The 23,655-nt window shown below is 70.2% G+C and carries 23 protein-coding genes, 1 tRNA gene and 4 pseudogenes; 10 read left to right on the top strand and 18 right to left on the bottom strand.

The genetic code is table 11. The annotated features are described in order from the left end of the window. Positions 1-9: 9 nt before the first annotated feature. The 3 genes from OG462_RS15140 to OG462_RS15130 form a co-directional block, all read right to left on the bottom strand. Positions 10-225: a zinc ribbon domain-containing protein gene (locus OG462_RS15140; protein WP_406057959.1), complete on the bottom strand. Its 216-nt coding sequence runs from the start codon at positions 223-225 to the stop codon at positions 10-12. 100 nt (positions 226-325) lie between these two features. Beyond that, positions 326-1,606 carry a hypothetical protein gene (locus OG462_RS15135; RefSeq protein WP_406066551.1) on the bottom strand — a complete coding sequence of 427 codons (1,281 nt, stop codon included), beginning with the start codon at positions 1,604-1,606 and terminating at the stop codon, positions 326-328. Between the two features lie 332 nt (positions 1,607-1,938). Next, entirely contained in the window at positions 1,939-2,703 is a 765-nt protein-coding gene (locus tag OG462_RS15130; protein WP_406057958.1) for a DUF4097 family beta strand repeat-containing protein, read from the bottom strand. A 168-nt stretch (positions 2,704-2,871) separates the two neighbouring features. Between OG462_RS15130 and OG462_RS15125 the strand changes: the two genes are divergently transcribed. Together OG462_RS15125 and OG462_RS15120 are read left to right on the top strand one after the other, a co-directional pair. Next, positions 2,872-2,946: transfer RNA gene (locus tag OG462_RS15125), tRNA-Val, on the top strand. A 240-nt stretch (positions 2,947-3,186) separates the two neighbouring features. Beyond that, a pseudogene (locus OG462_RS15120) lies at positions 3,187-3,756 on the top strand (GntR family transcriptional regulator); the annotation flags it as partial. A gap of 9 nt (positions 3,757-3,765) precedes the next feature. Here OG462_RS15120 and OG462_RS15115 read toward each other — a convergent pair. After that, positions 3,766-5,286 carry a serine/threonine-protein kinase gene (locus OG462_RS15115; protein ID WP_406066549.1) on the bottom strand — a complete coding sequence of 507 codons (1,521 nt, stop codon included), beginning with the start codon at positions 5,284-5,286 and terminating at the stop codon, positions 3,766-3,768. Positions 5,287-5,381: 95 nt separating this feature from the next. Here OG462_RS15115 and OG462_RS15110 point away from each other — a divergent pair. After that, positions 5,382-5,480, top strand: a pseudogene (locus OG462_RS15110) (IS5/IS1182 family transposase); the annotation flags it as partial. Positions 5,481-6,016: 536 nt separating this feature from the next. Here OG462_RS15110 and OG462_RS15105 read toward each other — a convergent pair. The 5 genes and pseudogenes from OG462_RS15105 to OG462_RS15085 all read right to left on the bottom strand — a co-directional run bounded on the left by OG462_RS15105 (position 6,017) and on the right by OG462_RS15085 (position 10,078). Beyond that, positions 6,017-6,358: a hypothetical protein gene (locus OG462_RS15105; protein ID WP_406057957.1), complete on the bottom strand. Its 342-nt coding sequence runs from the start codon at positions 6,356-6,358 to the stop codon at positions 6,017-6,019. Positions 6,359-8,095: 1,737 nt separating this feature from the next. Further along, positions 8,096-8,401: pseudogene (locus OG462_RS15100) on the bottom strand (STAS domain-containing protein); the annotation flags it as partial. A 183-nt stretch (positions 8,402-8,584) separates the two neighbouring features. Continuing rightward, a pseudogene (locus tag OG462_RS15095) lies at positions 8,585-9,271 on the bottom strand (caspase domain-containing protein); the annotation flags it as partial. 15 nt (positions 9,272-9,286) lie between these two features. Then, the gene (locus tag OG462_RS15090) at positions 9,287-9,637 is read right to left on the bottom strand and encodes an effector-associated constant component EACC1 (protein WP_406057956.1); all 351 of its coding nucleotides are present in this window, start codon (positions 9,635-9,637) and stop codon (positions 9,287-9,289) included. Positions 9,638-9,883: 246 nt separating this feature from the next. After that, positions 9,884-10,078, bottom strand: a complete 195-nt coding sequence (locus OG462_RS15085) for a hypothetical protein (RefSeq protein WP_406057955.1) — start codon at positions 10,076-10,078, stop codon at positions 9,884-9,886. 114 nt (positions 10,079-10,192) lie between these two features. On the opposite strand from OG462_RS15085, the gene OG462_RS15080 reads away from it, so the two are divergent. Beyond that, the gene (locus OG462_RS15080; protein WP_406057954.1) at positions 10,193-10,729 is read left to right on the top strand and encodes a DUF4231 domain-containing protein; all 537 of its coding nucleotides are present in this window, start codon (positions 10,193-10,195) and stop codon (positions 10,727-10,729) included. 76 nt (positions 10,730-10,805) lie between these two features. Here the strand turns inward: OG462_RS15080 and OG462_RS15075 are convergent, their stop codons facing one another. Continuing rightward, a complete protein-coding gene (locus OG462_RS15075; RefSeq protein WP_406057953.1) occupies positions 10,806-11,255 on the bottom strand; it encodes a lamin tail domain-containing protein in 450 nt (149 codons plus the stop codon). Positions 11,256-11,381: 126 nt separating this feature from the next. Here OG462_RS15075 and OG462_RS15070 point away from each other — a divergent pair, with 126 nt between their 5' ends. Further along, positions 11,382-12,188, top strand: a complete 807-nt coding sequence (locus OG462_RS15070) for an MBL fold metallo-hydrolase (protein ID WP_406057952.1) — start codon at positions 11,382-11,384, stop codon at positions 12,186-12,188. On the opposite strand, the gene OG462_RS15065 is transcribed toward OG462_RS15070, so the two are convergent. Then, on the bottom strand, positions 12,130-12,888 hold the full coding sequence (locus OG462_RS15065; RefSeq protein ID WP_406057951.1) for a GntR family transcriptional regulator: 759 nt from the start codon (positions 12,886-12,888) through the stop codon (positions 12,130-12,132). The two genes, OG462_RS15070 and OG462_RS15065, sit on opposite strands and share 59 nt — an antisense overlap. Positions 12,889-13,076: 188 nt before the next feature. Here OG462_RS15065 and OG462_RS15060 point away from each other — a divergent pair, with 188 nt between their 5' ends. Together OG462_RS15060 and OG462_RS15055 are read left to right on the top strand one after the other, a co-directional pair. Further along, positions 13,077-13,301 carry a hypothetical protein gene (locus OG462_RS15060; RefSeq protein ID WP_406057950.1) on the top strand — a complete coding sequence of 75 codons (225 nt, stop codon included), beginning with the start codon at positions 13,077-13,079 and terminating at the stop codon, positions 13,299-13,301. 35 nt (positions 13,302-13,336) lie between these two features. Further along, positions 13,337-13,597 carry a DUF2277 domain-containing protein gene (locus tag OG462_RS15055; protein WP_406057949.1) on the top strand — a complete coding sequence of 87 codons (261 nt, stop codon included), beginning with the start codon at positions 13,337-13,339 and terminating at the stop codon, positions 13,595-13,597. Here OG462_RS15055 and OG462_RS15050 read toward each other — a convergent pair. The 5 genes from OG462_RS15050 to OG462_RS15030 form a co-directional block, all read right to left on the bottom strand. Continuing rightward, complete coding sequence (locus OG462_RS15050) at positions 13,557-14,180, bottom strand: DedA family protein (protein ID WP_406066548.1); 624 nt, start codon at positions 14,178-14,180, stop codon at positions 13,557-13,559. The genes OG462_RS15055 and OG462_RS15050 overlap by 41 nt on opposite strands. 344 nt (positions 14,181-14,524) lie before the next feature. Further along, on the bottom strand, positions 14,525-15,067 hold the full coding sequence (locus OG462_RS15045) for a DoxX family protein (protein ID WP_406057948.1): 543 nt from the start codon (positions 15,065-15,067) through the stop codon (positions 14,525-14,527). A gap of 186 nt (positions 15,068-15,253) precedes the next feature. Further along, positions 15,254-15,904, bottom strand: a complete 651-nt coding sequence (locus OG462_RS15040) for an HNH endonuclease family protein (protein ID WP_406057947.1) — start codon at positions 15,902-15,904, stop codon at positions 15,254-15,256. Between the two features lie 302 nt (positions 15,905-16,206). Further along, the gene (locus OG462_RS15035) at positions 16,207-16,875 is read right to left on the bottom strand and encodes an HAD-IA family hydrolase (protein ID WP_406057946.1); all 669 of its coding nucleotides are present in this window, start codon (positions 16,873-16,875) and stop codon (positions 16,207-16,209) included. Between the two features lie 211 nt (positions 16,876-17,086). After that, entirely contained in the window at positions 17,087-18,313 is a 1,227-nt protein-coding gene (locus OG462_RS15030) for a peptidoglycan-binding protein (protein ID WP_406057945.1), read from the bottom strand. A 172-nt stretch (positions 18,314-18,485) separates the two neighbouring features. On the opposite strand from OG462_RS15030, the gene OG462_RS15025 reads away from it, so the two are divergent. After that, positions 18,486-20,555, top strand: a complete 2,070-nt coding sequence (locus OG462_RS15025; RefSeq protein ID WP_406057944.1) for a DHA2 family efflux MFS transporter permease subunit — start codon at positions 18,486-18,488, stop codon at positions 20,553-20,555. 89 nt (positions 20,556-20,644) lie between these two features. Next, positions 20,645-21,436 (top strand): hypothetical protein, encoded by a 792-nt coding sequence (locus tag OG462_RS15020; protein ID WP_406057943.1) that lies wholly within the window; start codon positions 20,645-20,647, stop codon positions 21,434-21,436. 32 nt (positions 21,437-21,468) lie between these two features. Here the strand turns inward: OG462_RS15020 and OG462_RS15015 are convergent, their stop codons facing one another. Further along, a complete protein-coding gene (locus OG462_RS15015; protein ID WP_406057942.1) occupies positions 21,469-21,954 on the bottom strand; it encodes a GNAT family N-acetyltransferase in 486 nt (161 codons plus the stop codon). 58 nt (positions 21,955-22,012) lie between these two features. After that, complete coding sequence (locus tag OG462_RS15010) at positions 22,013-22,339, bottom strand: antibiotic biosynthesis monooxygenase family protein (RefSeq protein WP_406057941.1); 327 nt, start codon at positions 22,337-22,339, stop codon at positions 22,013-22,015. A gap of 12 nt (positions 22,340-22,351) precedes the next feature. Between OG462_RS15010 and OG462_RS15005 the strand changes: the two genes are divergently transcribed. Next, on the top strand, positions 22,352-23,527 hold the full coding sequence (locus tag OG462_RS15005) for a serpin family protein (protein ID WP_406057940.1): 1,176 nt from the start codon (positions 22,352-22,354) through the stop codon (positions 23,525-23,527). Positions 23,528-23,655: the final 128 nt, after the last annotated feature.

Below are 23,655 nucleotides of genomic sequence, written 5' to 3'. Positions count from 1 at the left end.
CCCTAGGGGCTAGCCGCAGCAGCCGCCTCCGCAGCAGCCACCGCCCCCGCCGCCGCTCGGCGCGGGGGCGGCGCCGGCCGAGCCGCCGACGGCCACGGCCGAGAGCAGCTTCACGGTGTCGTCGTGCCCGGCGGGGCAGGAGGCCGGATCGGAGGACTCGGCCATGGGACGGCTGAGCTCAAACGTGTCACCGCAGGTCCGGCAGCGAAATTCGTAACGAGGCATGGGGACAGGCTAGAGCCTGCGGGCGAGGAGGGTCAGGTCGCGGGTACGACGGGAACGGGCCGCGGCGGGGTCTCTGCCTCCGGCCCGGCCCGGGTCCGGCTCAGTGGCCGGCGCCGCGTTCCTCCCTGATCTGGCCGACGACGTGTGCGGCCGTGGCCCGTACGCCCTCCAGTTCGGTCAGGAAGTGCCAGTAGTCCGGGTGGCGGCCCTCCAGGGTGTCGACCGCCCGGTCGAGGCGGGCGACGGCCTCGTCGAGCGGCCGGGCGTGGCGCGGGTCGGGGGTGCTGCGCCCGGTCATCGCGAGGCGCTGGGCGTCCCGTACCGCGAACCGCGCGCGGTCGATCTCCACCTTCGGGTCCTTGGCGACGGCGTCCAGACGGCGCAGCCGGTCACCGGCGGCCGAGACGGCCTCGTCGGTGGAGTCGAGCAGCGCGCGGACGGTGGACAGCAGCGACGTCGCGTCGGGCCAGCGCTGCTCCGCACGCGCCTTTCCGGCCTCCGCGAGCCGCTCCTCGGCCTGCCGGAGCGTGGCGGTGGCCTGCTCGGGCACATGCTGGAGGTCCTGCCAGCAGGGAGCGGTGAAGCGTCGCCGCAGCTCCGAGAGGATCGGCTCGACGCCCCCGGTGCGGGTGGTGAGCGCCTCGGTGCGGGTACGGAGGGAGACGAGACGCCGGTCGATCTCGGCGGCCCGCGCGGGCAGCCGCTCGGCCTCGGCCCGTACGGCTTCGGCGTCGCGCAGCACCTGGTCGGCACGCTGGAGGGTCTCGGGGATGCCGTGCCGGCCGGCACCCTCGTTGAGCCGGGTGAGTTCGGGTCCGAGCGCGGCGAGCCGGGCGGCGAGGTCGTCGGCGCGCAGCCCGCTCTCCCGTACGGAGTCGAGGGCGCCGCTCGCGCCGCGCAGGGCCTGCCGGGCACGCTCGACGGCCGGGGCGAGCCGGGCGAGCTGGGTCTCGGCCCGTCCGAGCAGGGGGCCGAGCCCCTCCTCGAACCGGTCGAGCTCGCCCTTCACCCGGTCGAGCTCGTCCTTGGCACGGGTCAGTTCGGTGCGGGCCCGGCCGGCGGTCGCCGCGTCGAGCTCGTCCCGGTCGAGGTCGTGGGCGTCGACGGCGCTGATGTAGGTGTGGCTGACCTCGTCGATCCGGCGCCCGAGGGCCTCGAAGCCCTCGACGGCGCGGCGCGTCTCGGGGGAGCTGTCGACGGCGGTGATGGTCTCGATGGAGATGCGCAGCCCGCGCTGGGCGGTGTCGAGCTCGTAGAAGGCCGCGGCGGCGGCGTCCTTGGCGGCCTGGGCCTCGGCGCGCTGGCTCTCGCCGCGCCCGCCGAACCAGCGGCGGGTGCCGCCACCGGCGAAGGAGTGCGGCAGCAGCGCACCGACGAGCAGAGGAAGAACAAGGGCAAGCCGAAGACCGGAAGGCCCTCGCCGAGCTCGATGATCAGTCTGGCGAGGCCCTGGTCCAACGGACGTGGACCCCTGCCCGGCCGACTCGGACCCTTGCTCGGCCGGCCACGTCAGCCGCCCGGCCCGCTCCGACCCCTGCCCGGCCCGCTCCGACCCCTGCCCGGATCGAGTCTCTCCCCGGCTTGGCGCGTCGCGACGCCGGACGCCGCTCGCCCCCCTCGCGTCGCTCGCCGCCACGTACCTCTCCCGTGCTGTGTCCGCCGTGCCCGGTCCGGTTCATTCTCCCACCCGGTAAGGACGAACACACGGGCCGGTCAGTTCGCCGTGAGGACGGAGACATCACCGTTGTCGCTGCGGACGCTCACGGAGTGCTCGCTCTTGTCGCGGCGGGGGACATCGACGCGGACGTCGCCGTTGTCGCTGGCGGCGGTCACCTCGTACTCGGCGGTCGGGAGGGAGAGGTCGACGTCGCCGTTGTCGGTGACGATGTCGACGCGGCGGGGGACGGAGCCGAGGGTGATCCGCAGGTCGCCGTTGTCGGACCGGGCGACGAGCTCGGGCGCGGTGGCCTCGACGACGACGTCGCCGTTCTCGCTGCCCAGGTCCAGCGGCCCGCCGGCCTTGCGGACGTACACGTCTCCGTTGTCGGAGCGCACCTTCATCGGGGTGGCGAAGCCCTCGGCGGTGACGCGGCCGTTGTCGTTCTCGACGGTGACGGCGACATCGCGGGGCACCTGGATCCTGTGGACGCCTCCACAGTTGGAGGCGATGCCGTCGCAGTCGACCCTGAGGGTCAGCTTCCCGTCGACCAGCTTCCAGACGGCATCGGGACCCGACCCCATGAACACCCACCCGTCGACCTGCCGCTCGACGCGCACGTCGTCGATGTCGGCGGGGGTGATCACCAGCTCGGAGTTGTCGGAGTCGACGGTGAGCGCGTCCCCGTCGAACGCGAACGCCTTCCGCTCCACGGGCGCCTCCTCGACATCGGTGGTGCCGCACCCGGCGAGCGCGAGAGAGGCGAGCAGGACCCCACCAGAGAGGAGCAACACCCGGAACGGACGACTCACACCAGCCATGACGCGGAAACCCCCACCAGAAACGCGGACAGTCCCCCGACCGTACGACCCCACCACCCGACGTCACGATCCGGCGACCCACCGTCCCGAGGGTGGGGCTACCCCCCCACCAGAGGTATCCGTTTGCAGCACCCACCCGTGCGCCATGTAGGCTGTTGCCTCTTCCACGGGTGCGTAGCTCAGGGGTAGAGCGCTGCTCTTACAAAGCAGATGTCGGCGGTTCGAAACCGTCCGCGCCCACCAGGGAAAAGGCCCCCAGCCGATCATGGCTGGGGGCCTTTTGCATCTACTTTTGACATCAACGGGGACGGTCGGGCTGCCGTCGGCAGATGAGGGCCCTCGACGACGCCTTCACAGGTGTTCCGATCCAGCGTCAGTTGTCGAACCTCCAGCTCGGTCACTTTGTCTCCGAGAACCTCCAGAGCGTGCGACACAAGGTCCGCCGACCGGCCGAGTTGCAGGGCTTCGGTGCTGTCAGCCAGGCGAGCCGGGTCCGGGACCTACGTGGCCGAGCCTCGGCAACGGGTGCGGATGGTTCGGTCCGCGGCGCGCGAGCAGCCCGACGGGTCGCCGTTCCGGGCCGACATGAAGGCCGTGGGACGGAATGTCGGCTGGGAGAGCCGGACCGATGCCAAGGTGCCCGCGCCGGCGGAGATCGCTATACGGCTCGGGATCGGTGAGGGCGAGCTGTGCGTCCGGACCGTGTACGAGTTCCTCGCCGACGGGCGGCCCGTGCAGTTGTCGACGAGCTGGGAGCCGTACGACCTCACCGGCGGGACCCTCGTCGTCCTTCCCGAGGGCGGGCCTCACGCAGGGGCCGGCGTCGTGAACCGGATGGCCGAGATCGGCATCACGGTCAGCCATGCCGTCGAGCAGCCGGAGCCGCGGCAGGCGACTGCCGAGGAGGCGTCGCTTCTCGGGATCCAGAAGGCCGCTCTCGTCACGCACATCCGCTGGACGTACTACAGCGACCAGGGGCGGCCCGTTGAGACGGCGGACATCGTCGTGCCCGCCGCCCTGTGCGAGATCGTCTACGAGGTTCCTCTTAAGTAAGGTCGCACGCTATGTGGCTGGCTGGGCCTCGGCTTCCGCCGCTGCCACGACCTGGCGCACGAAGGGCATCACGAATCCCACGCTGCCGCTGCCCTCATGGCGGATTTCGATCGTGAGGTTGCTGATCCGGACGAGGGCCACCACGGTCTCGGATGTCCCTACGGCGTCCGCCTGATCCCCAAGCGCGGGGCTTGTATGACCAGTCTCATAGCGATACCTGCCAATGGGACCGTCGGGTTCCTCGAACAGGTCGGTGGCCGACTTGACACTGCCATGCATCATGACTTCCACGAGCAGACTGTCTCCGTCGGCGTCGCTCTTGAACTCGCACTGGTTCACCGCCACGGTGTTGATCGGCCCGCCGCTCGCCCGTGGCTGCGACACCAGTTTGCCGACCTGATCCGTGCTCATGAGGCCTGACTGGCAGATCTTCGGAGCCGCTGTGAATCTGTTGACCTCCGGGGGCTTCGACGCGGCCTCGCCATCTCCACCGGTCAGCCGCATACCTATGGCTATCCCTCCGGCGACGAGCACCACGGCTGCCGCGGAGGCTGCCAGCCACGTCAGTCCGCGTGGGCGGAGCGGGCGAGCGGGGGCGTCGCCGGCTTCGGGCGTGGGTGCTGGGAGACCCTGGTTCCAGGAAAAGCGCGGGGCCGGCACGGTCGGCGCCTCCGGACTCGGTGGAAGAAGTGCCATCGTGTCGAGGTCCGGGCTGCCAGCGACGACCGCTTGCAGGTACGCCTTGGCCGCCGCCGTGTCCCAGCGTGTGTCGACGTCTCGGATCAGCAACCCCGCGATGGCGGGCGCGAGCGCACCGGCCCGGCGCATCGGCTCGGGGTCACGGGTTGCGACCGCGGCGATCATGGCAACGACATCGTCGGCGTTGTATGCCGGGCGCCCCTCGACCGTGAAGTACAACGTTGCGCCGAGCGACCACAGATCCGCCTTGGGACCCACCTCGGATCCTGACAACCGCTCTGGGGCAACGTAGCCCACAGTGCCCACCAACATTCCGGTCGCGGTCAAGGGCTGCGTGGTACCCGTGACGGAAGCGATTCCGAAGTCGGTCAGCACTGCCTTGCCCTCAGCCTCCAAGAGCACGTTCTGTGGCTTCACATCCCGGTGCAAGATGCCTTCGGCGTGGGCGGCTTCCAGCGCCGCGAGGATCTCCAGTCCGATCTCGGCCGTTCGCTGCGGACTCAATGCCCCCGACGCATCTACCTCCTGCGCCAGAGACCGCCCAGGCACCAGGCGCATGACGATCCACGGACGACCGTCATCCTCGATCACGTCGTACACCGGTACGATCCCCGGGTGGTCCAGACGAGCAGCGGCCCGCGCCTCGACCATCACCCGCGCCCACTGCCGGGCACGCTCAGACTCGCTCAACCCCTCGGCAAACCGAAGCTCTTTCACGGCGACAGCACGCTTCAGTTTTCGGTCATAGCCACGCCACACGGTCCCCATTCCGCCCGACGCAATCGGGTCACGGTCAAGGACGTAGCGACCCCGATCTAAGTCCCCCTGCATAGCCATGGTCGCAAACCATAGCCGACTAAGAACCGTTCCAGGCAGGCTCGCCTTCGGCCAGGGCGCTGTCGCCACCGCGGGACGAAACCACACTGCCCGTGATCGCCCGACGCGGTGTCGTCCACGGCTCCGGACTGGGCAAGGTGCGCCGGGTGGTCGAGCGCGCCTTCGCCCGGATGCACCAGTTCAAACGTCAGACGGAGACATCCTTTGGGCCTGTCTACGTCTTCATGGCGAACGCTCTTCCGCAGGGGTGGGATCCCGCGATGTTCCGAGCGTTCTAGGCAGCCCTGCCCGCTGCGCGCGACAGGAGCGCCAGCCTGTGCTTCCATCGCCACCCCTCTGCGCCCTCGCCGTGAGCCGAAGTTGTGGGCACCGTGCGAGGGATGCCCACGGTGGGCGCTGGAGAGGGGACAGGATGACGCAGTCGAAGTGCGGAGCTCCCACGCAGAGCGGCGGCCGGTGTCGGAGCAAGGCGGTCATCGGGAGCTCGCGGTGTGCAAAGCATCAGGGACCGTGGTCCGCGTACGGGGTGGAGCAGCGGAAGAAGAAGGAAGCCGAAGCGAAGATGCGGAAGCTCCGGAAGAAGCGATGACGGGGGTTGCCGGCTCGCGCGGCTGACATCTAGGGCTGACATCGACGAGCCCGGACGTGGGCGGTGTCGGGCGGCCGGCAGTGGCATGGTCGGAGACCCAAGCAGGCCCCCCGGACGGCCCGCCCGACCGAACTCCTAAAGCGGTGATCGCTCGACCCACCGCTGCAGGCGGGCGCAGGCCACAAGCGTGCTGCCGTCCTCGGTGAAGTAGCACAGGAAGGTCCACTTCTGATCGGCAGTATCGATCAGCCCTCCGCGCACCGGTCGGCCATGCGCGCGGAGGAGCTGCACCATTCGTTCCAGCCCAAGAGGTTCGACGCCGTGCAGCCGCATGCGCTGAAGTCGGCGTGCGAAGACCCCGGCATGTTGCTCTGAGGGATGCGTCGTATCCCACGCGTTGTAGGTGGCGCCGCTGCGGAGGGCGGCCAGAGCACCCATGGACGCCTCGTCGCCACCGGCCAACAGCTTCTCCAGCAAGTGCCGTTCCATGGTCACCTCCGCGGGGATCCTGCGGTACAGCAGCCAGGTACCGCAACCCCAGCAACCGCCCCCGTCCGATAGCCCCTCTCCAGGGCCTCGGAGCGGCCGGTATGACCCCCGCTGACCGATCCGGCTGGAGCTACGGATCAGAAGTGATACGCACCGCAAGTATCTGTCTGTGCGTCAACGCAGGCGGCCTGTGGCGGATGTTCACGCACGCCGAAGGGCCTCGCAGCAGCGCAGAGCGACCCGGGCCCGAAGGTCGAGCGGCCACTCAAGTCACTTCGGGGCGGGAGTGCCCGAACCAGGTGTGACAGCATCCCAAGGGTATGGCTCCAACTGCGCGTAGGTGTCCAGAGCTTCGCCTACCCGATCGAGGCCCGTGTAGGTTCCGCGCGGACTGACCTCCGGCTCCTCGACGCCTCTCGCGTCACTCCATCACTCGATGCCAAGGATCGAGCGGTTGCGCCACACGGACGTCGACACCGACCAGATCATCCCCGCTCACTGGCTGGAGAAGGTCAGTGTTCTCCGGCCGAATGGCATCAGCATCACCCACGTTCGAAGCCCTCCTCCGGCCGAATAAGCCCTGCGTCGAAGCGTTCCTCCGGCCCAGTTGGCCCCACCCTGACCTGCCTGAACAGGTGCCCGAGAAACGCATCGAACGTCTGTCGGCGCTAGAGCGCGGCTTCGACCCGTTCCGGCGACAACTCGCCCCAGATGGCACAATATTGGCAGCTCACGGGATCTGAACTCAGGTCCCATGCAAGAGGAGCCCCATCCCGGCAACGGTTCCTACGCCACTGGCCGAGGGGGCTCCTATGCGGCAACCCATCCATCACCCAAAAGGAAAGAAGGGAAGCACATGAAAGATGGTAAACCTCGCACCGACCGGACATCTACGAACCTCCGAGCGTGGACCCGGCGACTCTGGACCGTGAGCCTCCAGGATCTCAACAACGAGGCTCTCCGAGGCGCCGCCTACCAGGCCGGCAGCGGAGTGGTTACTGTTCTGATCCTCTGGATGGAAAGCCGTCACTGACCGCGAGGTGCCTGTCTCCCGTCGCAATCGTGCGCGTCTAGCTGCGTGACAACGACCGCGAAGGTGTCTGACATCCACGGCTGACATCAACGACGCTGGACGAGGGCGTACACCAGCGCCCCTGTCCGGCCGCCGCGCCGGCTGCCGCAGGGGCTTGGATCGAACTTACAAAGCAGATGTCGGCGGTTCGAAACCGTCCGCGCCCACCAGGGAAAATCCCCCAACTGATCATGGTTGAGGGGTTTTCTATGCCCCATAGCCGACCCCTGACCTCCACGATGGACATCAACGGGGGCCGGGCGGTTCGGCGGGGCTCATGGCGGCGGCCGGCCCTTGTCCGTGAAGAACCAGGGCAAGCAGTACCCCTGAGGTACGAAGGGTGGCCGTGTGCCCTGCTAGTCGCTGGATTCCTGGTCAGACACCCTCACGGTAGCCAGGACCGCGACGACGCGTTCGTCGGCTATGGCCTGTTCCAGCGAGGAACGGATGCGGGGGCCGGCCCTGGAGAAACCCAGCACTCGGATCATCTCCCGCAGCATGTCCTCGTCCGACCTCGCCTTGTCGTCGCTGGCTATCCATCGCACCACGGCGCGGAGATCCTGGGGCGTGTAAGCCTGTACGGGGAGCCGCACTTGCGAGGTCTTTACGGGGATGGCGCCTTCAAGGTGCTCGGGGAGCTTCGCCCGGAAGCATGCTTCCGCCACGGACCCGTAGATCGGAAATACTTTCACCAGGCCTGTCATGCGAAATTGCTTGGCTATGCGCTCGGTATCGATCGCGAGCCGGAGTGAGATGTTATGCGCGCGGCAGCGCTTTAGCAATCCAACAATGACCCCGAACCCCGTCGAATCGATAAAATCCGTCATCGACAGGTCGAGGACGACTCCATCAGGCCTTCTGCGCACCAGATGGACAAACTCATTCCTTACCTTGTATGCGGTGTATACATCAATTTCTCCATTGATCTCAACAACCGCCCAACCATTCTCTTCGCGCACTCGAACATAGCAATTGAGCGTCGGGGAACCCGGGTCGGATGAAGTTTCCTCATCCTCGGGTGCGCGCTTCGCCGGAACCTCGGAGAGGTTCAACTCGCTGGTCCGCGCGCGGTAGCGCGAATGTGCCCGGTTCGGTACCAGTGCGAGTGTTTCGGCGGCCGTGTCCGTGCCCGAGGATTGCGGTGCAGGCTCGCCTTGCTCCTTGGCCAGGCGGGCCAGCTCCCGGTATACCCGACCGAAGCTGAGCAGCGGCTCTTCTCCCAGGATGCCGTAATTCATGACGCTCAGTAGAGACCCCGTGAAGACGGTGTTCCGGCGACCGTCTCCACTCTTGGCCACGGCGTTTCCGGAGGTAGCGGTGATGGTGTAGGCGCCGCTCACGGGGACCTGGTGCAGAGCCACGGAGTCGTCGGACGACGACGAGAGTGTTTCGCCGATCGCTCGGCCCGAGAAGCAACAGTCGAGGATCACCACCCGGTTTCTGGCGTGACTCGTCAGGAACACGTCCCTGACGAGCTCGAAGGGAATGGCGCTCGAAGGGATGGAGTCCAACTCCGTTTTGGCCATTGAGAGGAACAGCTCATGCCGCCGGGTCGCGATGAGTCCATGGCCGCTGTAGTAGAGGAGGAGCAGGTCCTCGGCAGCTTCCGCGGCCATGTTCAGGCCTGCGCCGACATATGCCGGGTCCGTTGGGTTCAGGAAGGTGGAACAGTGATCGGGGGAGATGATTCCGTAATCCGGGTCTGTCAGGGCGCCATGAAGGTCGAACACATTCGATCTGACCTGCAACTGATCGGGCAACCTCTTGTCACGGTAGTTACTCACTCCGATGAGAATGGCCCTGGATCTCGTCGGGTCTGGAAGTCTCATGGCCGGCCTAGGGGGTCAGTGGTTCCCCAGCGCACGCAAGATCGACTCGACGTCCTGCGGGCGGGCGGACTCGATTTCCACTTTCCGGCCTCCCCTCTCCTTGATCACGACACGTACGTGGCTTCGGGAGCGGAGGGACAGCCATGTCTGGATCGACTGCAACAGGACCGGCAACACCCCGGCACCGCCCACCGCCACCGTGATCATCTCGGGAAGCGCTCCCAGGTCCTCGGCCCCGACGGCACCGGTCAACAGGTCCACCCCGCCCCTCAATTCCGGTTCACGGCGCAACCAGTCGACCAGCTCTTCGAGTTCCGCCATGTGGTCGCCACCCGGTACGTACACGTCTACGTCGTATGCGTCCATGGCTCACCTCGGTGATGGTGCACAGTTCCATCCTCCGCCGGAGGGGGGTGGCATGCATCCGGGGTGGACGCGCGCGGCTCCGGGCGGTCTCCCGTGGGTGCCTGGGTTGAGGGGATGGCACCAGAGCTGCGCCCCGGGCGAACATACGAAGTAGATGTCGGTGGTTCGAAACCGTCCCCGCCCACCAGAACAGAGAAGGCCCCTCGCCGGTCGTCGGCGAGGGGTCCTTTCTGTTTGGGGGCCGTCTCAGGCCTTGATCACTTCGACCTTCTTGTCGCCCGCGGCGGCTTCCACCTTGACCGTGCCCGTTTCGCGTTCGCTGGCCGTGGTGGTGCCGGTGGTCGTGTGGCCCGCCAGGGCCATCAGGGCGGCGGCGAGGATGCCGAGGGTGATGCCGACCTTGGTGGCGGTGGCCGGGTGGGTGAGGTGGTGCTGCGCCATGGTTCCTCCCTGAAGTATCTGTGGTCGAAGGTGGGTTGAACGTACCTTGTGGTGGGCTGTGGGGGAATGGGTGAAGAGTTGACGGGGACCTGGCAGGGCCGGTGTACTCGCGGCATGGCTGAGGTGGGGGACGCGCCCGAACCCGGGGCGCAGGGCGGCGAGATGACGCCGCAGCGGTACATCGAGACGAGGCTCTCGCAGTACCAGGGCTGGTACGACGTCAAGGCGACCCGGATGAAGGCGATGCATCTGCGGATGCGGACCGTCTCCGTCGTCGGTGGCGCTCTCGTGCCCGTGTTCGTGAATCTTGATCTGGTCTTCGCCCGGGTCACCGCCACCGTGCTCAGTGTGGTGGTCGTCGCCGCCGTGTCGTTGGAGAGCGTGTACCGGTACCGCGAGCAGTGGAAGAACTACCGGTCCACCGAGCAGCTGCTCGGGCACGAGCGCGTCTACTTCGAGGCCAAGGTCGGGCCGTACCACAACCTGCCGAAGCGGGAGGCGTTCTCGACGCTCGTCGCCCGGGTCGAGAAGGCCATCGCCAGCGAGAACTCCGCGACCCTGAACGTGATGACCCTCGGCGGGCAGGTCAACGCCGATGTCCAGCAGCACGGGATTCCGGCCGCCCGGGAGCCCGAGCCTAAGGAGGGGTAGGAGTTCGAGGAGTGGTGGACGGGCAAGGCCCCGGGGGTTTCCCGGGGCCCGTCCTTTGTTCACGTGCGGTGCCGCGTCAGCACCACTTGTAGTCGACCCGCGTCGAGTTGTACGCGCACGTGTCGATCCGCGCGCCGTTCGACTTCTTCAGGGTCGCGGTGTCGCGGTCGTTGTTCCAGACGTACGCGCCGCGGTTCTGGTAGATGTTCGCGGCCGTGTTCGTGCCGCGGCCCGTGCGGACCGTCACGATCTTGCCCTTGCCGAGGACGAAGTTGCCGAACGTGTACTTGTGGTTCGCCGCGTCCGTCAGCGTCCAGCCCCGCAGGTTGACCGCCGCGCCGGTCGTGTTGCGTATCTGCACGTACTCGCCGTTGAGGCTCGCGTTCGAGCGGCGGTCCGTGCCGGGGCTGTCGTAGTAGATCTTGTACAGGTGGACCGAGCCGGCGGCCTGCGCCTGCGTGGGCAGCAGCAGGATGCCGGAGGCGGCGGCCGCGGTCACGGCCGCGAACGTGCGTGCGCGAAGCATGAATGTCCCTCAGTTTCTGCCGGAAGCCCGCCGATGGGCGCCGGCGAGCACACAGAATACGCACGCCCTTCACCCCGTCCGCACAACTTTGCGTGAGTTGGCGCGGGGGTAATTTAATCTTGGCTCATGTTCGACGCGTCCTTGCGGATCACGGTCCTCGGCTCCGCCACCCCCTTCGCCCGGCCGGGCAACCCCTGCTCCGGCCATCTCGTCGAGGGCGGCGGCGTGCGCGTCTGGGTCGACGCCGGCAGCGGCACCCTCGCCGAGCTCCAGCGGTACGTGGCCGTCGGTGACGTCGACGCCGTGTGGATCTCCCATCTGCATGCCGATCACTCCGCCGACCTGCTTACCTTCTATTACGCCTTGTTGTACTCGGGGCTTGAGCCGTCCTTGCCCGTGCCTCTGTTCGGGCCCGTCGGCATCGCCGATCGGCTCGCCGGGTTCCTCACCAACGGGAGCGCGCGCAGCCCCGTCGAAAGCGCTTTTGCCGTCGAGGAGTTGTGCGACGGGCACGTCGCCCGCGTCGGGGGGCTGACCCTGACGTCACGGGCCGTCGAGCACGGGCTCCCCGCCTTCGCGCTGCGCGTGGAGGACGAGGAGGGGCGTTCCCTCGTCTACTCCGGGGACTGCGAGCCCTGCCCCTCCCTCGTCGAACTCACCCGTGACTGCGACCTGTTCGTCTGCGAGGCGGACGGCGAAGTACCCGGGCACCACTCGGCCGCGCAGGCCGGCCGGAGTGCGGCCCAGGCCGGTGCCGGGCGACTCGTCCTGACCCATGTGGGGTCGGCCGTGACGCCCGAGGACGCCGTCGCGCTGGCCGCCGAGGCGTACGCGGGGGACATCGCCCACGCCGATCCCGGGCGGCGGTTCGACGTCACGCGTCGAAGTCGTACTCCAGGACGTACGACGACGAGTCCAGCGTCATCTCGTTGAGCTCCACCGCCATCCCCGGCCCGGTGAACGCCGTACGCCCGATGAGGACCACCGGCGTCCCGAACTCCAGGGCCAGCCGGTCGGACTCGTCCGCCGTCGGCATCCGGCAGCGGATCTCCTCGCGGAACCGCACCGGCCGGTGGCCCAGCTCGGTGAGCCGGGCGTAGGTCCCGCCCGGCCCCGTGTCCGGCTCGGTGATCGGCGTACCGCGGACCAGCTCCGCCGGGAGGTACGAGACCGAGAGCAGCACCGGCTTGGCGTCGAGGACGAAGCGGCGGCTGCGGACGCACACGGGAGCGCCCGGCGCCAGGTTCAGCGCTCCCGCGATCCGCGCTCCGGCCTCCGTCTCGCCCACCTCGATCTGGTCGACGACCAGGTCCCGGTCCTCCACGTCCGCCGACCAGACCGAACGCCCGTTGCCCCACTGCTCGCCGGACAGTCGCGGGATGCCCCGGCGGCGCAGCGGGCGGAAGACGCGGACGAAGACCCCGGCACCCTTGCGGGCCTCGGCGAGGCCCTCGGTGCGCAGCACGGAGAGGGCCTGGCGGGCCGTCATCCGGGCCACGGCGTAGGTCGTCATGAGGTCGTTCTCGCCGGGGAGCCGGTCACCCGGCGCGAAGGCGCCTGACTGGATCGCGGTTCTCAACTCGTCGGCGATGCGCTGGTACTTGGGCCGACGAGCGCTGTCCTGGTCAGTCACGGGTGGACCACTCCCTTCATTTGCGGGACACCCTACGGCGCACCCCGCGGCCAGGGTGCACACGTGTACGCCGTCCCGCCCGGTCGATCCATCCATCGGGGGACATCTCTAGAGATACGTTGACAGGGCGCGGGCGGAGGGCTTCTCTGGTTCTCCCCAGGCTTCAGGAATCGGGACGGAGGGGATGCATGCAGCCACTGCCCGAGGTCGGTGACCTCGTCCGTGACGCAGCCAGCGGGCGGGTCGGCTTCTACGTGGAGAGCGTCTCCGGGCGCTTTCTGCTCCGGGCCGTTCACGGTGGCGTCGAGTGGGAGGCCGAGCCCGCCGACGTCCAGCTCGCCACCCCTCTGCGTGAGCTGCGTGCCCGAGCCGCCGAGATCAACGCGCGTAGCCGGCGGGGCCTCGGGGCCTGAAGGCGGTTGTCAGTGGGGCGCGCCACACTGGAGGCATGTGCCGCAGCATCAAGACGCTCCGACCGCCCGCGCTGCCCGAGGAGGCGACCGTGGACGACATCCGCGCCGCCGCCCTGCAGTACGTCCGCAAGGTCTCCGGGTTCCGCGCCCCCGCCGCCCACAACCGCGAGGTCTTCGAGCGGGCCGTGGACGATATCGCCGACGCGACCGCGAGACTTCTCGACGGCCTGGAGGTACGAGGGGCGCACCCCGCCGTCAGGACGCAGGCGCGGGAGCCGCAGCCGGACGCCGTATGAGATAGGCGGCGAGCCCGCCCGCCAGGAAGAGTGCGAGGGTCGACACCCCCGCGCTGAACCAGGTCGCGCCCAGCCACTGACCGCCCAGCCAGCCGAGCCCCACGCTGTACGAGGCCCAGGTCACGCCCGCCAGAGCCGACCACGGCAGGAACTCCTCGACGCGCCGCTTCGCCGCGCCCGCGCCGAGCGAGACCACCGAGCGGCCGGCGGGGGCGAAGCGCGCGATGACCACGAGCAGCCCGCCGCCCCGTGCCAGCGCGGTGCCGAGACGTTCCTGCGCCATGGACAGACGCCTGGACCGGGCGATCGTCCGGTCGAGCCTGGCGCCACCTCGTAGCGCCAGCCGGTACGCCAGGAAGTCGCCGAGGACCGAGGCCGTGGCCGCGCAGAGGAGCAGGGGGAGGAGGGACGGTACGTCGGGGGTGGCCGCGGTGGCCGACGCCGCCGCCGTGGCGGCCGTGATCACCAGGAAGCCGCTCGGCAGCACGGGCAGGAAGACGTCGAGCAGGATCGACGTCGCCACCACCGGGTAGATCCATGGACCGGCGGTGAGCGACCGCAGCGAGCCCAGGCTGTCGAGCAGATTCACAGGGGCAGAGCCTACGCGGGGGCGGGGGGCCGTCCGCCGGGTGGGTGCCGGAGCCCTGACCCGCGCCCGAGCGGAGCCCTGACCGGCGCCCGACCGGAGCCCGGACCGACGCCCCCCACGCGATCCGCATGAGGGTCGTACGGCATCCGCCGCCGTCCGCCGGAACCCGTGCGAACGTGTGCGGCTTTGCGGGAAAGTGCCTGGCGTGAGGGGCCGGTTCCGGGCGGTGGGGGAACGGGAAAGGGCCGGAACGCGTGCTGCGTATTCCGGCCCTCTCCTGTACGGCGACCGAGGAGGCTGAGGTGGCTCGGGCCGCCTCAGGCCGTCGGCGTCATGGCTCAGGCCGTGACCGGGGCGCCCTGCTCCTCGCGGTCCTCGTTCGTCCTGCGCGTCGTGGAGCCCGCGCCGACCCGGCTGCGGAAGAGCCCGTCGAGCGCCAGCGCGCCCGGGCCGGTGAACACGAGCAGCGCGAAGGCCCAGCAGAACAGGGCCGCGGACTCGCCGCCGTTCTGCAGCGGGAAGAGGGACTCCGGCTGGTGGACCTTGAAGTACGCGTACGCCATCGAGCCCGAGGCGAGGAACGCGGCGCTGCGGGTGCCCAGGCCGAACAGGACCAGGCCGCCCGCGCCGAGCTGGATCACGGCCGCGTACCAGCCCGGCCAGGTGCCGGCGGGGATCGTGCCGCCGCCGGCGGAGCCGCCGAGGACTCCGAAGAGCGAGGCGGCGCCGTGGCAGGCGAAGAGCAGGCCGATCACCACGCGGAAGAGGCCGAGCGCGTACGGCTGGGCCTGGTCGAGGCGGCCGGCGAGGGTGCTCGCGCCACCGGGGCTCTTCGCGGCGCTCTGATCGTTCTGACTGCTCGGGGTGTTCAGGGTGTTCATGGGGGGACTCCTTCGGCCTGGCCTCGTCCGTGGGGTGGACGGGGAGTGGGGGACGGAAACCGATGAGGCCGTAAGGTTAGGCACCCCTCAGTAGTACTTGCAAGTTCAACATTAGGCCACCGGGAAGTGTGTGGTGAGGTTCACTTCCCGGCGGCCGTTGTTGACGCGATGTCAGTGGTGGAGCGGTCAGCAGCCGTTGAGGACGGACTGGAGGGCGCTCTTCTCGGCGGAGTCGACGCTGAGGTTCCAGTAGTACTTCACGTGGACCCATGCGCGGGCGTACGTGCAGCGGTACGAGGTCCGCGAGGGCAGCCACTCCGCCGGGTCCTGGTCACCCTTCGACTGGTTGACGTTGTCCGTCACGGCTATCAGCTGCGGCCGGGTCAGGTCGTTCGCGAAGGACTGGCGCTGCGAGGTGGTCCACGCGTTGGCGCCCGAGCGCCAGGCCTCGGCGAGCGGGACCATGTGGTCGATGTCGAGGTCGGAGGCGACGGTCCAGGTGGCGCCGTCGTACTCGGAGTACCAACTGCCGCTGACGGAGGCACAGCTGGAGTCCGTCACGACGTTCACGCCGTCCCGCTTGAGGACGGTCTCGCGGGTGTTGCAGGCGCCGGACTGGGTGATCCAGTGCGGGAACAGGTCCCGGCTGTAGCCCGAGGAGGAACCTTCCGCCTTCACGGTGAGGGAGGCCAGGTACGTGCGGGCGGTGGCGGCGCTGACCGGGGTCGGCATGGCGGCCTGGGCGGCCGGGGCCGTGGCGAGGAGGCCGGTGACGGTGAGGGCGGCGGAGGTGGCGAGTACGGCGAGTCGACGCGCGTAGACGTTGCCGACGGGCATGGGAACTCCCTTGAGGTGGGGGACCTTGGCGGGTGCCGTCCCCGTGGGGGTGCCGGGCGATGGCCCGGTCATCGTGGCGGCGCCAGGTTTCGGTGGGGGGTGCGCCAGGTAACAGGGTGGCGACATGAACACGTCACATCAAGGGGTGTGACGTGTTCTGATGGAGCGCCAGGTTCCGCCCGGCGCCACGGGGGTGGGGCGAACCCCGCGAAACGGTGCTTGGGGATACGACGAGACCCCGGGCCGTTTCCGGTCCGGGGTCTCGTCGTACGGAGTGGTGGGTGTCCTGAGCGGTGGCGGTCCTACGGGAGGACGGTGAGCGCGATGCCGCCGTCGGCCGTCGGCTCGACCCGCAGGCGGGTGAGGTCGGCGATGTGTACGTCCGGCGCGAAGGCCGCCGCGCGCGGGCCGACGCCCACGATCCGCATGCCGGCCGCACGGCCCGCCTGGATGCCGGCCTCGGAGTCCTCGAAGACGATGCAGTCCGCCGGGGCGAAGCCCAGCTCGGCAGCGCCCTTCAGGAAGCCCTCGGGGTCCGGCTTGCTGGCTCCGACGCCCTCGGCGGTGACCCGCGTCTCCGGCATCGGGAGCGCCGCTGCGCCCATCCTCGCCTGCGCGAGGGCCTCGTCCGCCGAGGTCACCAGGGCGTGCGGCAGCTCCGCGAGCGCGGCCATGAAGGCGGGGGCGCCGGGGACGGGCACGACGCCGTCGAGGTCGGCGGTCTCCTCGGCGAGCATGACCCGGTTGTCGGCGTAGTTCTCGTCCATCGGGCGGTCCGGGAGGAGGACGGCCATCGTCGCGTACCCCTGGCGGCCGTGGACCACCTTGAGTACCGCTTCCCCGTCGAGGCCCTGCCGCTCCGCCCAGCGTCGCCAGCAGCGCTCGACGACGGCATCCGAGTTGACGAGGGTGCCGTCCATGTCGAGGAGGAGGGCGCGGGCGGTGAGCGTTGCCGGGGTGGTGGCAGGCATCGGGTCTCCAGAGGGGGTGGTACGGAGAACGAAGCGGTCCCGCCCACCGGTCAGGGATTGCGGGCGGGGCCACTTTGTTTTTCTACGATACAAAACCGAGGGCCGTCTTGGCCAACCGGTCCGCATTCCGGGACCCGCCGCGACTCGCTGGATCCGCCGCGACCCGCCGCGACCCGCCGGCCCCGCCGCGACCCGCTGGACCCGTCGGGACTCAGATGTGAGGGGTGTACCGCTCCAGCACCTCGCGGGTGTTCGGTCCGTACACGCCGTCGGGGTCGCCCTGGATGTACATGTACGACTGGTAGAGCGAGACCGCTTCCCAGACCTCGTCGTCGTACCGGCCGTTGACGTGACCGTCGTAGACCCCCACGTCGGTCAGCCGCCGTTGGAGCTCCCGTACCTCGTGCCCGCTGGAGCCGACGCTGAGTGTCTGCGCCTCCTCCTCGCCCTCCCCCGGCGACTCCGTCGGGGGAGGCGTCGTCGAGGGCTTCGTCGTCGGCGGCGATGAGGTGGCCGGTGCCGACGAGGAGGAGGCGGCCGGGGGTGCCGCCACGCCGGTCGTGCTCGCCGAGGCGCTCGGCGACGCGGTCGTACCGGTCGGCGAGGGAGTGACCGAGGGGGCCGAGGACGTCTCGCGCGGAGTCGGGGAGGACGAGGTCGGCTCCGGGCTCTCCGAGGAAGGGGACGGAGCCTCCGACACGGCGAGGTTCAGGGACGCGCTCGTGGTCACCTCGGGTACGGCCGCCCGGTCGTCGGGCTCGTCCCCGCCGCCGAGTACGGCCGCCGCCAGGGCCGCGGTGCCCGCCACGGCGACGGCGGCCACCGCCGCGATCATCACGCCGCGCCGGCGCCCCCGCCCCTGCCCGCGATCGTGGCCGGGCGGCGGGGGGATGTCGCCGACGCCGCGCAGCAGGAGCGGCATGGTCTCGGAGGGGTCGCCCCCCGGGTGCGGCTGGGCCGGAAAGGCCTCCGCCGCGTACGAGACGGCATCCCCGCCCGGGCCCTCGTACGGTGCCCCGCCCTGGCCTCCACTCGGGCCCTCGTACGGCGCCCCGCCCTGGCCTCCACTCGGACCCCCGTGCGGCGCCCCGCCCGGACCGCCGTCGCCCGGCCCCCCGTCCAGCCGGATCGCCGCCAGCGGTGCCGTCGGCGGGTCGTCTGCGTGCGCGCCGTGCGAGCCGGGACTCCCCGCGCCGTGCGAGCCGGGACTCCCCGCGCCGTACGAGTCAGGGCTGTCCACGCTGTACGCGCCAGCGCGCCCCGCGTCGTACGAGCCGGGGCCCCCCGCCCCGCCGTCCGCACCGCCCTCCGTCGCGTCCAGCGTCACGTACGGCCTGATCCGCAGCGGATCGAAGTCCTCGGCCGCCGCCAGTTCCGCCCGGGCGCAGGCGCAGCCAGGTCTCTCCACACCGCATTCAGGACAGACGTGTCCGGTCATGATGGGTCCCCTCCCCGAGACAACTGCTGGCGATTATGCAGCCCACCTCCTCCCTGCGGGCGAACAGACGTGCCCCTCCGCAGGCCATATCGGGACATTCGGACCAGGATGGAGGGGCCGTCCCATGGGCCGTCCGGCGGGACGCCCGACGTGACGCCCCGAGGAGACGCCCATGGCCCAGGAAGTCAGCCCCTCCGAGCTCGGCGGCGCCCCCGTGCCCGGGGAGGGGCAGAACCACCGGACCGTTCTCGTCGCGATCGGCGCGCTGCTGCTCGGCATGCTGCTCGCCGCCCTCGACCAGACCATCGTCTCCACCGCCCTGCCGACCATCGTCAGCGAGCTCGGCGGCATGGAGCACCTGTCCTGGGTGGTCACCGCCTACATGCTGGCGGCCACGGCGGCCACCCCGCTGTGGGGCAAGCTCGGCGACCAGTACGGGCGCAAGAAGCTCTTCCAGACGGCGATCGTCCTCTTCCTCATCGGCTCCGCCCTCTGCGGCATCGCCCAGAACATGCCGCAGCTCATCGGCTTCCGCGCGATCCAGGGCCTCGGCGGCGGCGGTCTCATGGTGCTGTCGATGGCGATCGTCGGCGACCTGGTGTCCCCCCGGGAGCGCGGCAAGTACCAGGGGCTCTTCGGCGCCGTCTTCGGCGCCACCAGCGTCCTCGGCCCGCTGCTCGGCGGGGTCTTCACCGAGCAGCTCTCCTGGCGCTGGGTGTTCTACATCAACCTGCCGATCGGCATCGTCGCCCTCTTCGTGATCGCCGCCGTGCTGCACATTCCGGCGCGCTCCACCCGGCACACCATCGACTATCTCGGCACCTTCCTCATCGCCTCGGTCGCCACCTGTCTGGTCCTCGTGGCCTCGCTGGGCGGCACCACCTGGGCGTGGGGGTCGGCGCAGATCATCGGGCTCGCCGTCCTCGGAGCCGTACTCCTGGTGTGGTTCGTGTACGTCGAGCGGCGGGCCGCCGAACCCGTGCTGCCGCTCAAGCTGTTCAGGATCCGGACGTTCAGCCTGGTCGCGGTCATCAGCTTCGTCGTCGGCTTCGCGATGTTCGGCGCGATGACCTATCTGCCGACGTTCCTGCAGGTCGTGCAGGGCGTCACCCCGACCATGTCCGGCGTGCACATGTTGCCGATGGTCGCCGGCATGCTGATCACGTCGACGGCATCGGGCCAGATCGTCTCCCGTACCGGTCGCTGGAAGGTCTTCCCGATCGCCGGCACCGCCGTCACCTGCCTCGGACTGCTCCTGCTCAACGAGCTGACGGAGACCAGCTCCACCTGGGAGATGAGCGTCTACTTCTTCGTCTTCGGCGCCGGACTCGGCCTCGTCATGCAGGTCCTCGTCCTGGTCGTGCAGAACGCCGTCGCGTACGAGGACCTCGGCGTCGCCACCTCCGGAGCCACCTTCTTCCGCTCCATCGGAGCCTCCTTCGGCGTCGCCGTCTTCGGCACGATCTTCACCACCCGGCTCACCCACAAGCTCGACGCCGTGTTCGCCGACGCGGCCGCCTCCGGCCAGGCGATCCCGCCCGGCGTCGGCCCCGAGCAGGTCGCCGCCGACCCGCGCACCGTCGCCGAACTCCCGGCCGACCTGCGCCCCTCCGTCCTGCACGCGTACGCCACCTCCATCACGGACGTCTTCCTGTACGCGGCACCCGTCGTCCTCGTGGCCTTCGTCGTCGCCTGGTTCCTCAAGGAGGACAAGCTGCGGGCGTCGGTCACCGCGCCCGACACCAGCCAGACGCTCGCCTCCAACCCCGTCGAACGCTCCTCGTACGACGAATGCGCCCGCGCCCTGTCCGTCCTCGGCTCCCGCGCGGGCCGCAAGGCGATATACGAGAAGATCACCGCCCGCGCCGGGCTCGACCTGCTGCCCGCTTCGAGCTGGCTGCTGCTCCGTATCCGCCGCCACGGCACGGTCGAACCCGCCGGGCTCGCCGAGCATGTGCCCGTGCCGCTCGGGGTGATCACCGAGGCCGCCCGGCAGGTGGAGGAACGGCTCCTGGCCACCCGGGAGGGGGTCCAGCTGTTCCTCACCGAGGAGGGCGTCCAGGTGGCGACCCGGCTCGCCGCGGCCCGCGAGGAGTCGCTCGCCGAGCTCCTCGGCGACTGGTGGGGACCGGACCGGCCCACCGACCTGGTGAAACTCGTGGAGGAACTGACCGCAGAACTCAGCGGATCGGACGGGGAACGCCCCCGCGACCCGGAGCCGCCCGGCGACCATCACGCCTGACTCCGGGGCTGCGAAGCCTGTATGACCGTCACTCAGAACCCTCAGTACGCTGTCCCCTCCAAGATCACATCGCAGGGGGATCGCGCAGGATGAACAGCGAAGAGCCACGCCAGGGCTGGCCCGCACCTCCGGGACTCCCGCCGGCCGGTCCGGCGAACGGCGGATACGACGGGTACGGAGGCGGGTACGGCGCTCCGGCGCCGATCGTCGTGGCGCGTACGTCCTCGCACCGAGGGGCCTGGATCGGTGCGGGAGCCACGCTGGTGGCGGCGGTGATCGGCGTCGTCGGCACGTACCTGGTGAGCAGCAACAGCGGCGGGAAATCCACCCCGCCCGTGGCGCAGGCCTCGGCGACGACCTCGGCCACACCCTCCGGAGCGGAGACCCGGGGCGGCGACGACGCCCCCTCGGACTCCTCGCAGAGCCCGGAGTCGACCCAGAGCCAGGAGGCCTCGGCGCCCCCGGAGACAGAGGCCCCTCAGACCCCGGCCGCGAAGCCGGGCGGCATGGAGGAGTGGAAGGGCGCCCTGGTCATCACGTACACGGATTCCAAGGACCTGGACTCCGCGCCTCCCACGGAGTCCGAGATCCGCGAGGAGAACGACTTCTCCGTCTACCCGTTCGGCGACCACATGCTGCGCCCCGAGGAGGGCGCCAAGGCCCTGGTGTGGAAGGACGCGACGAACAAGACGCCCTCGTACGCGGACTGCGCGCGGGACATCGACACCCTGGGCACCGACACGGACATGAAGCTGAAGACCGGCATGGTCGTCTGCGCGAGCACGAACGACGGCCGCCTCGCCCGGCTGACCGTCAAGGAACTGGCCGGCCTCGCCTCCGACACGCGCGCCGTCTTCGACGTCGTCGTCTGGAGCCGCTGACCGGAATCCCCGTCGGCCGCGGGGCGGATCGGTCAGAGGTCCTTGCCGTACCAGATGTCCATGTACGGGCCCGTGCAGTACGCCGGGATCTCCCCGTACCCGTGCCGGGTGTACAGGGCGCGTGCCTCCACCAGGTCGAGGCGGGTGTTCAGGACCATCCGGCGGGCGCCGAGCTCGCGCGCCGCGTCCTCCAGGTTCCCCAGGAGCGCGCCCGCCCCGCCCAGGCCGCGGAAGGCGTGGCGCAGGAAGACGCGGGTGAGTTCGGCGCGCTCTTCGTCGAGGAGGAGCACCCCGCCGCAGCCGGCCGCCTTCCCGTCGTACCGCGCGACCAGGAACTGCCCGGTCGGCGGGGTCAGCAGCTCGACCCCGTCGTTGGTCAGGCCCTCGTCGATCTCCGCCTTCGTCGCGGGGCGCTTCCAGTAGCGGCTGGCGACGTCGTCGTAGTAGTCGCGGCGCAGGGCGGAGGCGTCCGGGGTGTCGACGCGCTCGGGGGAGAAGGTCCAGGTCATGCGCGCCATTGTGCGGCGCGCACGGCCTGGGGCGCAGCTCGGTTTCTCCGGGTGCCCGGCCGGAGGGTCAGTTCTTCGGCGACGCCTGCTGGACGACCTCGAAGGACCAGAGCGTGGAGCCGGACGCGGCGGGCTTCGGGCGCTCGGCGCCCTCGCCGCCACCGCCGCCGTGGGCGGCCTTCATGGAACCGTTCATCCACGCCTGGAAGTCCTCCTCGCTGCGCCAGCGGGTGTACACCAGGTACTGGTCGGTGCCCTCGACGGGGCGCAGCAGCTCGAACCACTCGAAGCCGTCGGAGCCCTCCACGGCCCCGGCGCGGGAGGCGAAGCGCTGCTCCAGGACCTCGCGCTGCTCGGCCGGCACGGTCAGGACGTTGATCTTTACGATGCTCATGAAAGGCAGGATATGACTCCCGGTCCCATCGCCTTCGAGGCGGACGCGGTGCAGGCCCTGGCGGTGCGGTGGTTGCCCTGTCTGGGGGACGACGACTTCGTGTGCTCGCCCGCCGGGTTGTGGCTGGCGCTCGGTGCCGTCGCCTCCGGGGCGCGGGGGCGGACCGGTGAGGAGCTGGCGGCGCTGCTCGGGGTCGAGGGGGAGGCGGCCGCCGGGGCCGTGACCGGTGCCGGGCGGTGGCTCGCGGCGACGGACGGGCTGGTGGTGGCGACCGGGGTGTGGAGCACGATGCCGGTGCTCCCCGCCTTCCGGCGCGGGCTGCCCGACGTGGGGTTCGGGGTGCTGCCCGGTGCGGCCTGGCTCGCGCTGCCCGACTCGGTCTTCGGAGCGACGGACGACATCTCCCTCGGCGAGATTCCCGATTCCCAGGACGAGCTCGACGCCTGGGTGACGGAGGCGACCGGCGGGCGGATCCAGCGGTTGCCGCTCGGTCTGGACGGCTCCGAGGACCTGGTCCTGGTCAACGCCCTCGCCCTGAAGGCCTCCTGGCTGACCGCCTTCCCCGGGCACCTCACCCGCGACGAGCCCTTCACCGACGGATACGGAGAGACCCGGCCGGTGCCGACCATGCGGCAGCGGATCCCGGCCGCCTGGGTCTGGTACGTGGAGGGGGTCACCGTCGTCGAGCTGCCGTGCGCCGGGGACGAGGCAGCCGCCCGCGTGCGGTTCGTGCTCGGACCGGTGGGCGCCGGGCCGGCCGAGGTGCTGCCCGTCGCCTGGGCGGGGCCCGCGGCGCGCAAGCGGCTCACCGCCGACTCGGCCGACCTCACGCTGCCCCGCTTCACCCTCCGTACGAGGACCGAGGCCGACGCCCACCTGGCGGCGCTCGGCATCACCCGGGCGCTGCGCCCCGGCGCCGACTTCGCGGGCCTGTCCGCGGCCGGCCTCTTCATCTCCAAGGTGGTGCAGGAGGCGGTGGTCGAGGTGGCCGAGGAGGGCGTCGAGGCGGCCGCCGTCACCCAGGTGACGATGACCCGCAGCGCGGCTCCGCCCCGCCACAAGGTGGTGGAACGGATCGCCTTCGACCGGCCTTTCGGCGTGGTCGTCATGGACACCACGGGAGAGGTGCCGCTCTTCGCGGGCTGGCGCCAGAGCGCACCGGGCGGGGCCGGCTCCGGAGCCCTGTAGGCGAGGTCCGGGGCCGCGTGGGGCGGAGTCCGGGCCCCGTGGGCCGGAGGCGCGTCCGGGTCGTGCGCGGCGGTCCGGGGCCCTTGGGGTGAATGGGGCGGTCCGGGTCCTTGTGGGCCGGGGGCGGG

The organism is Streptomyces sp. NBC_01077 (assembly GCF_045162855.1).
Classification (GTDB): domain Bacteria; phylum Actinomycetota; class Actinomycetes; order Streptomycetales; family Streptomycetaceae; genus Streptomyces.
Note: the sequence above shows the minus strand (reverse complement) of the source record. Positions and strands in the feature narration are given on the sequence as shown.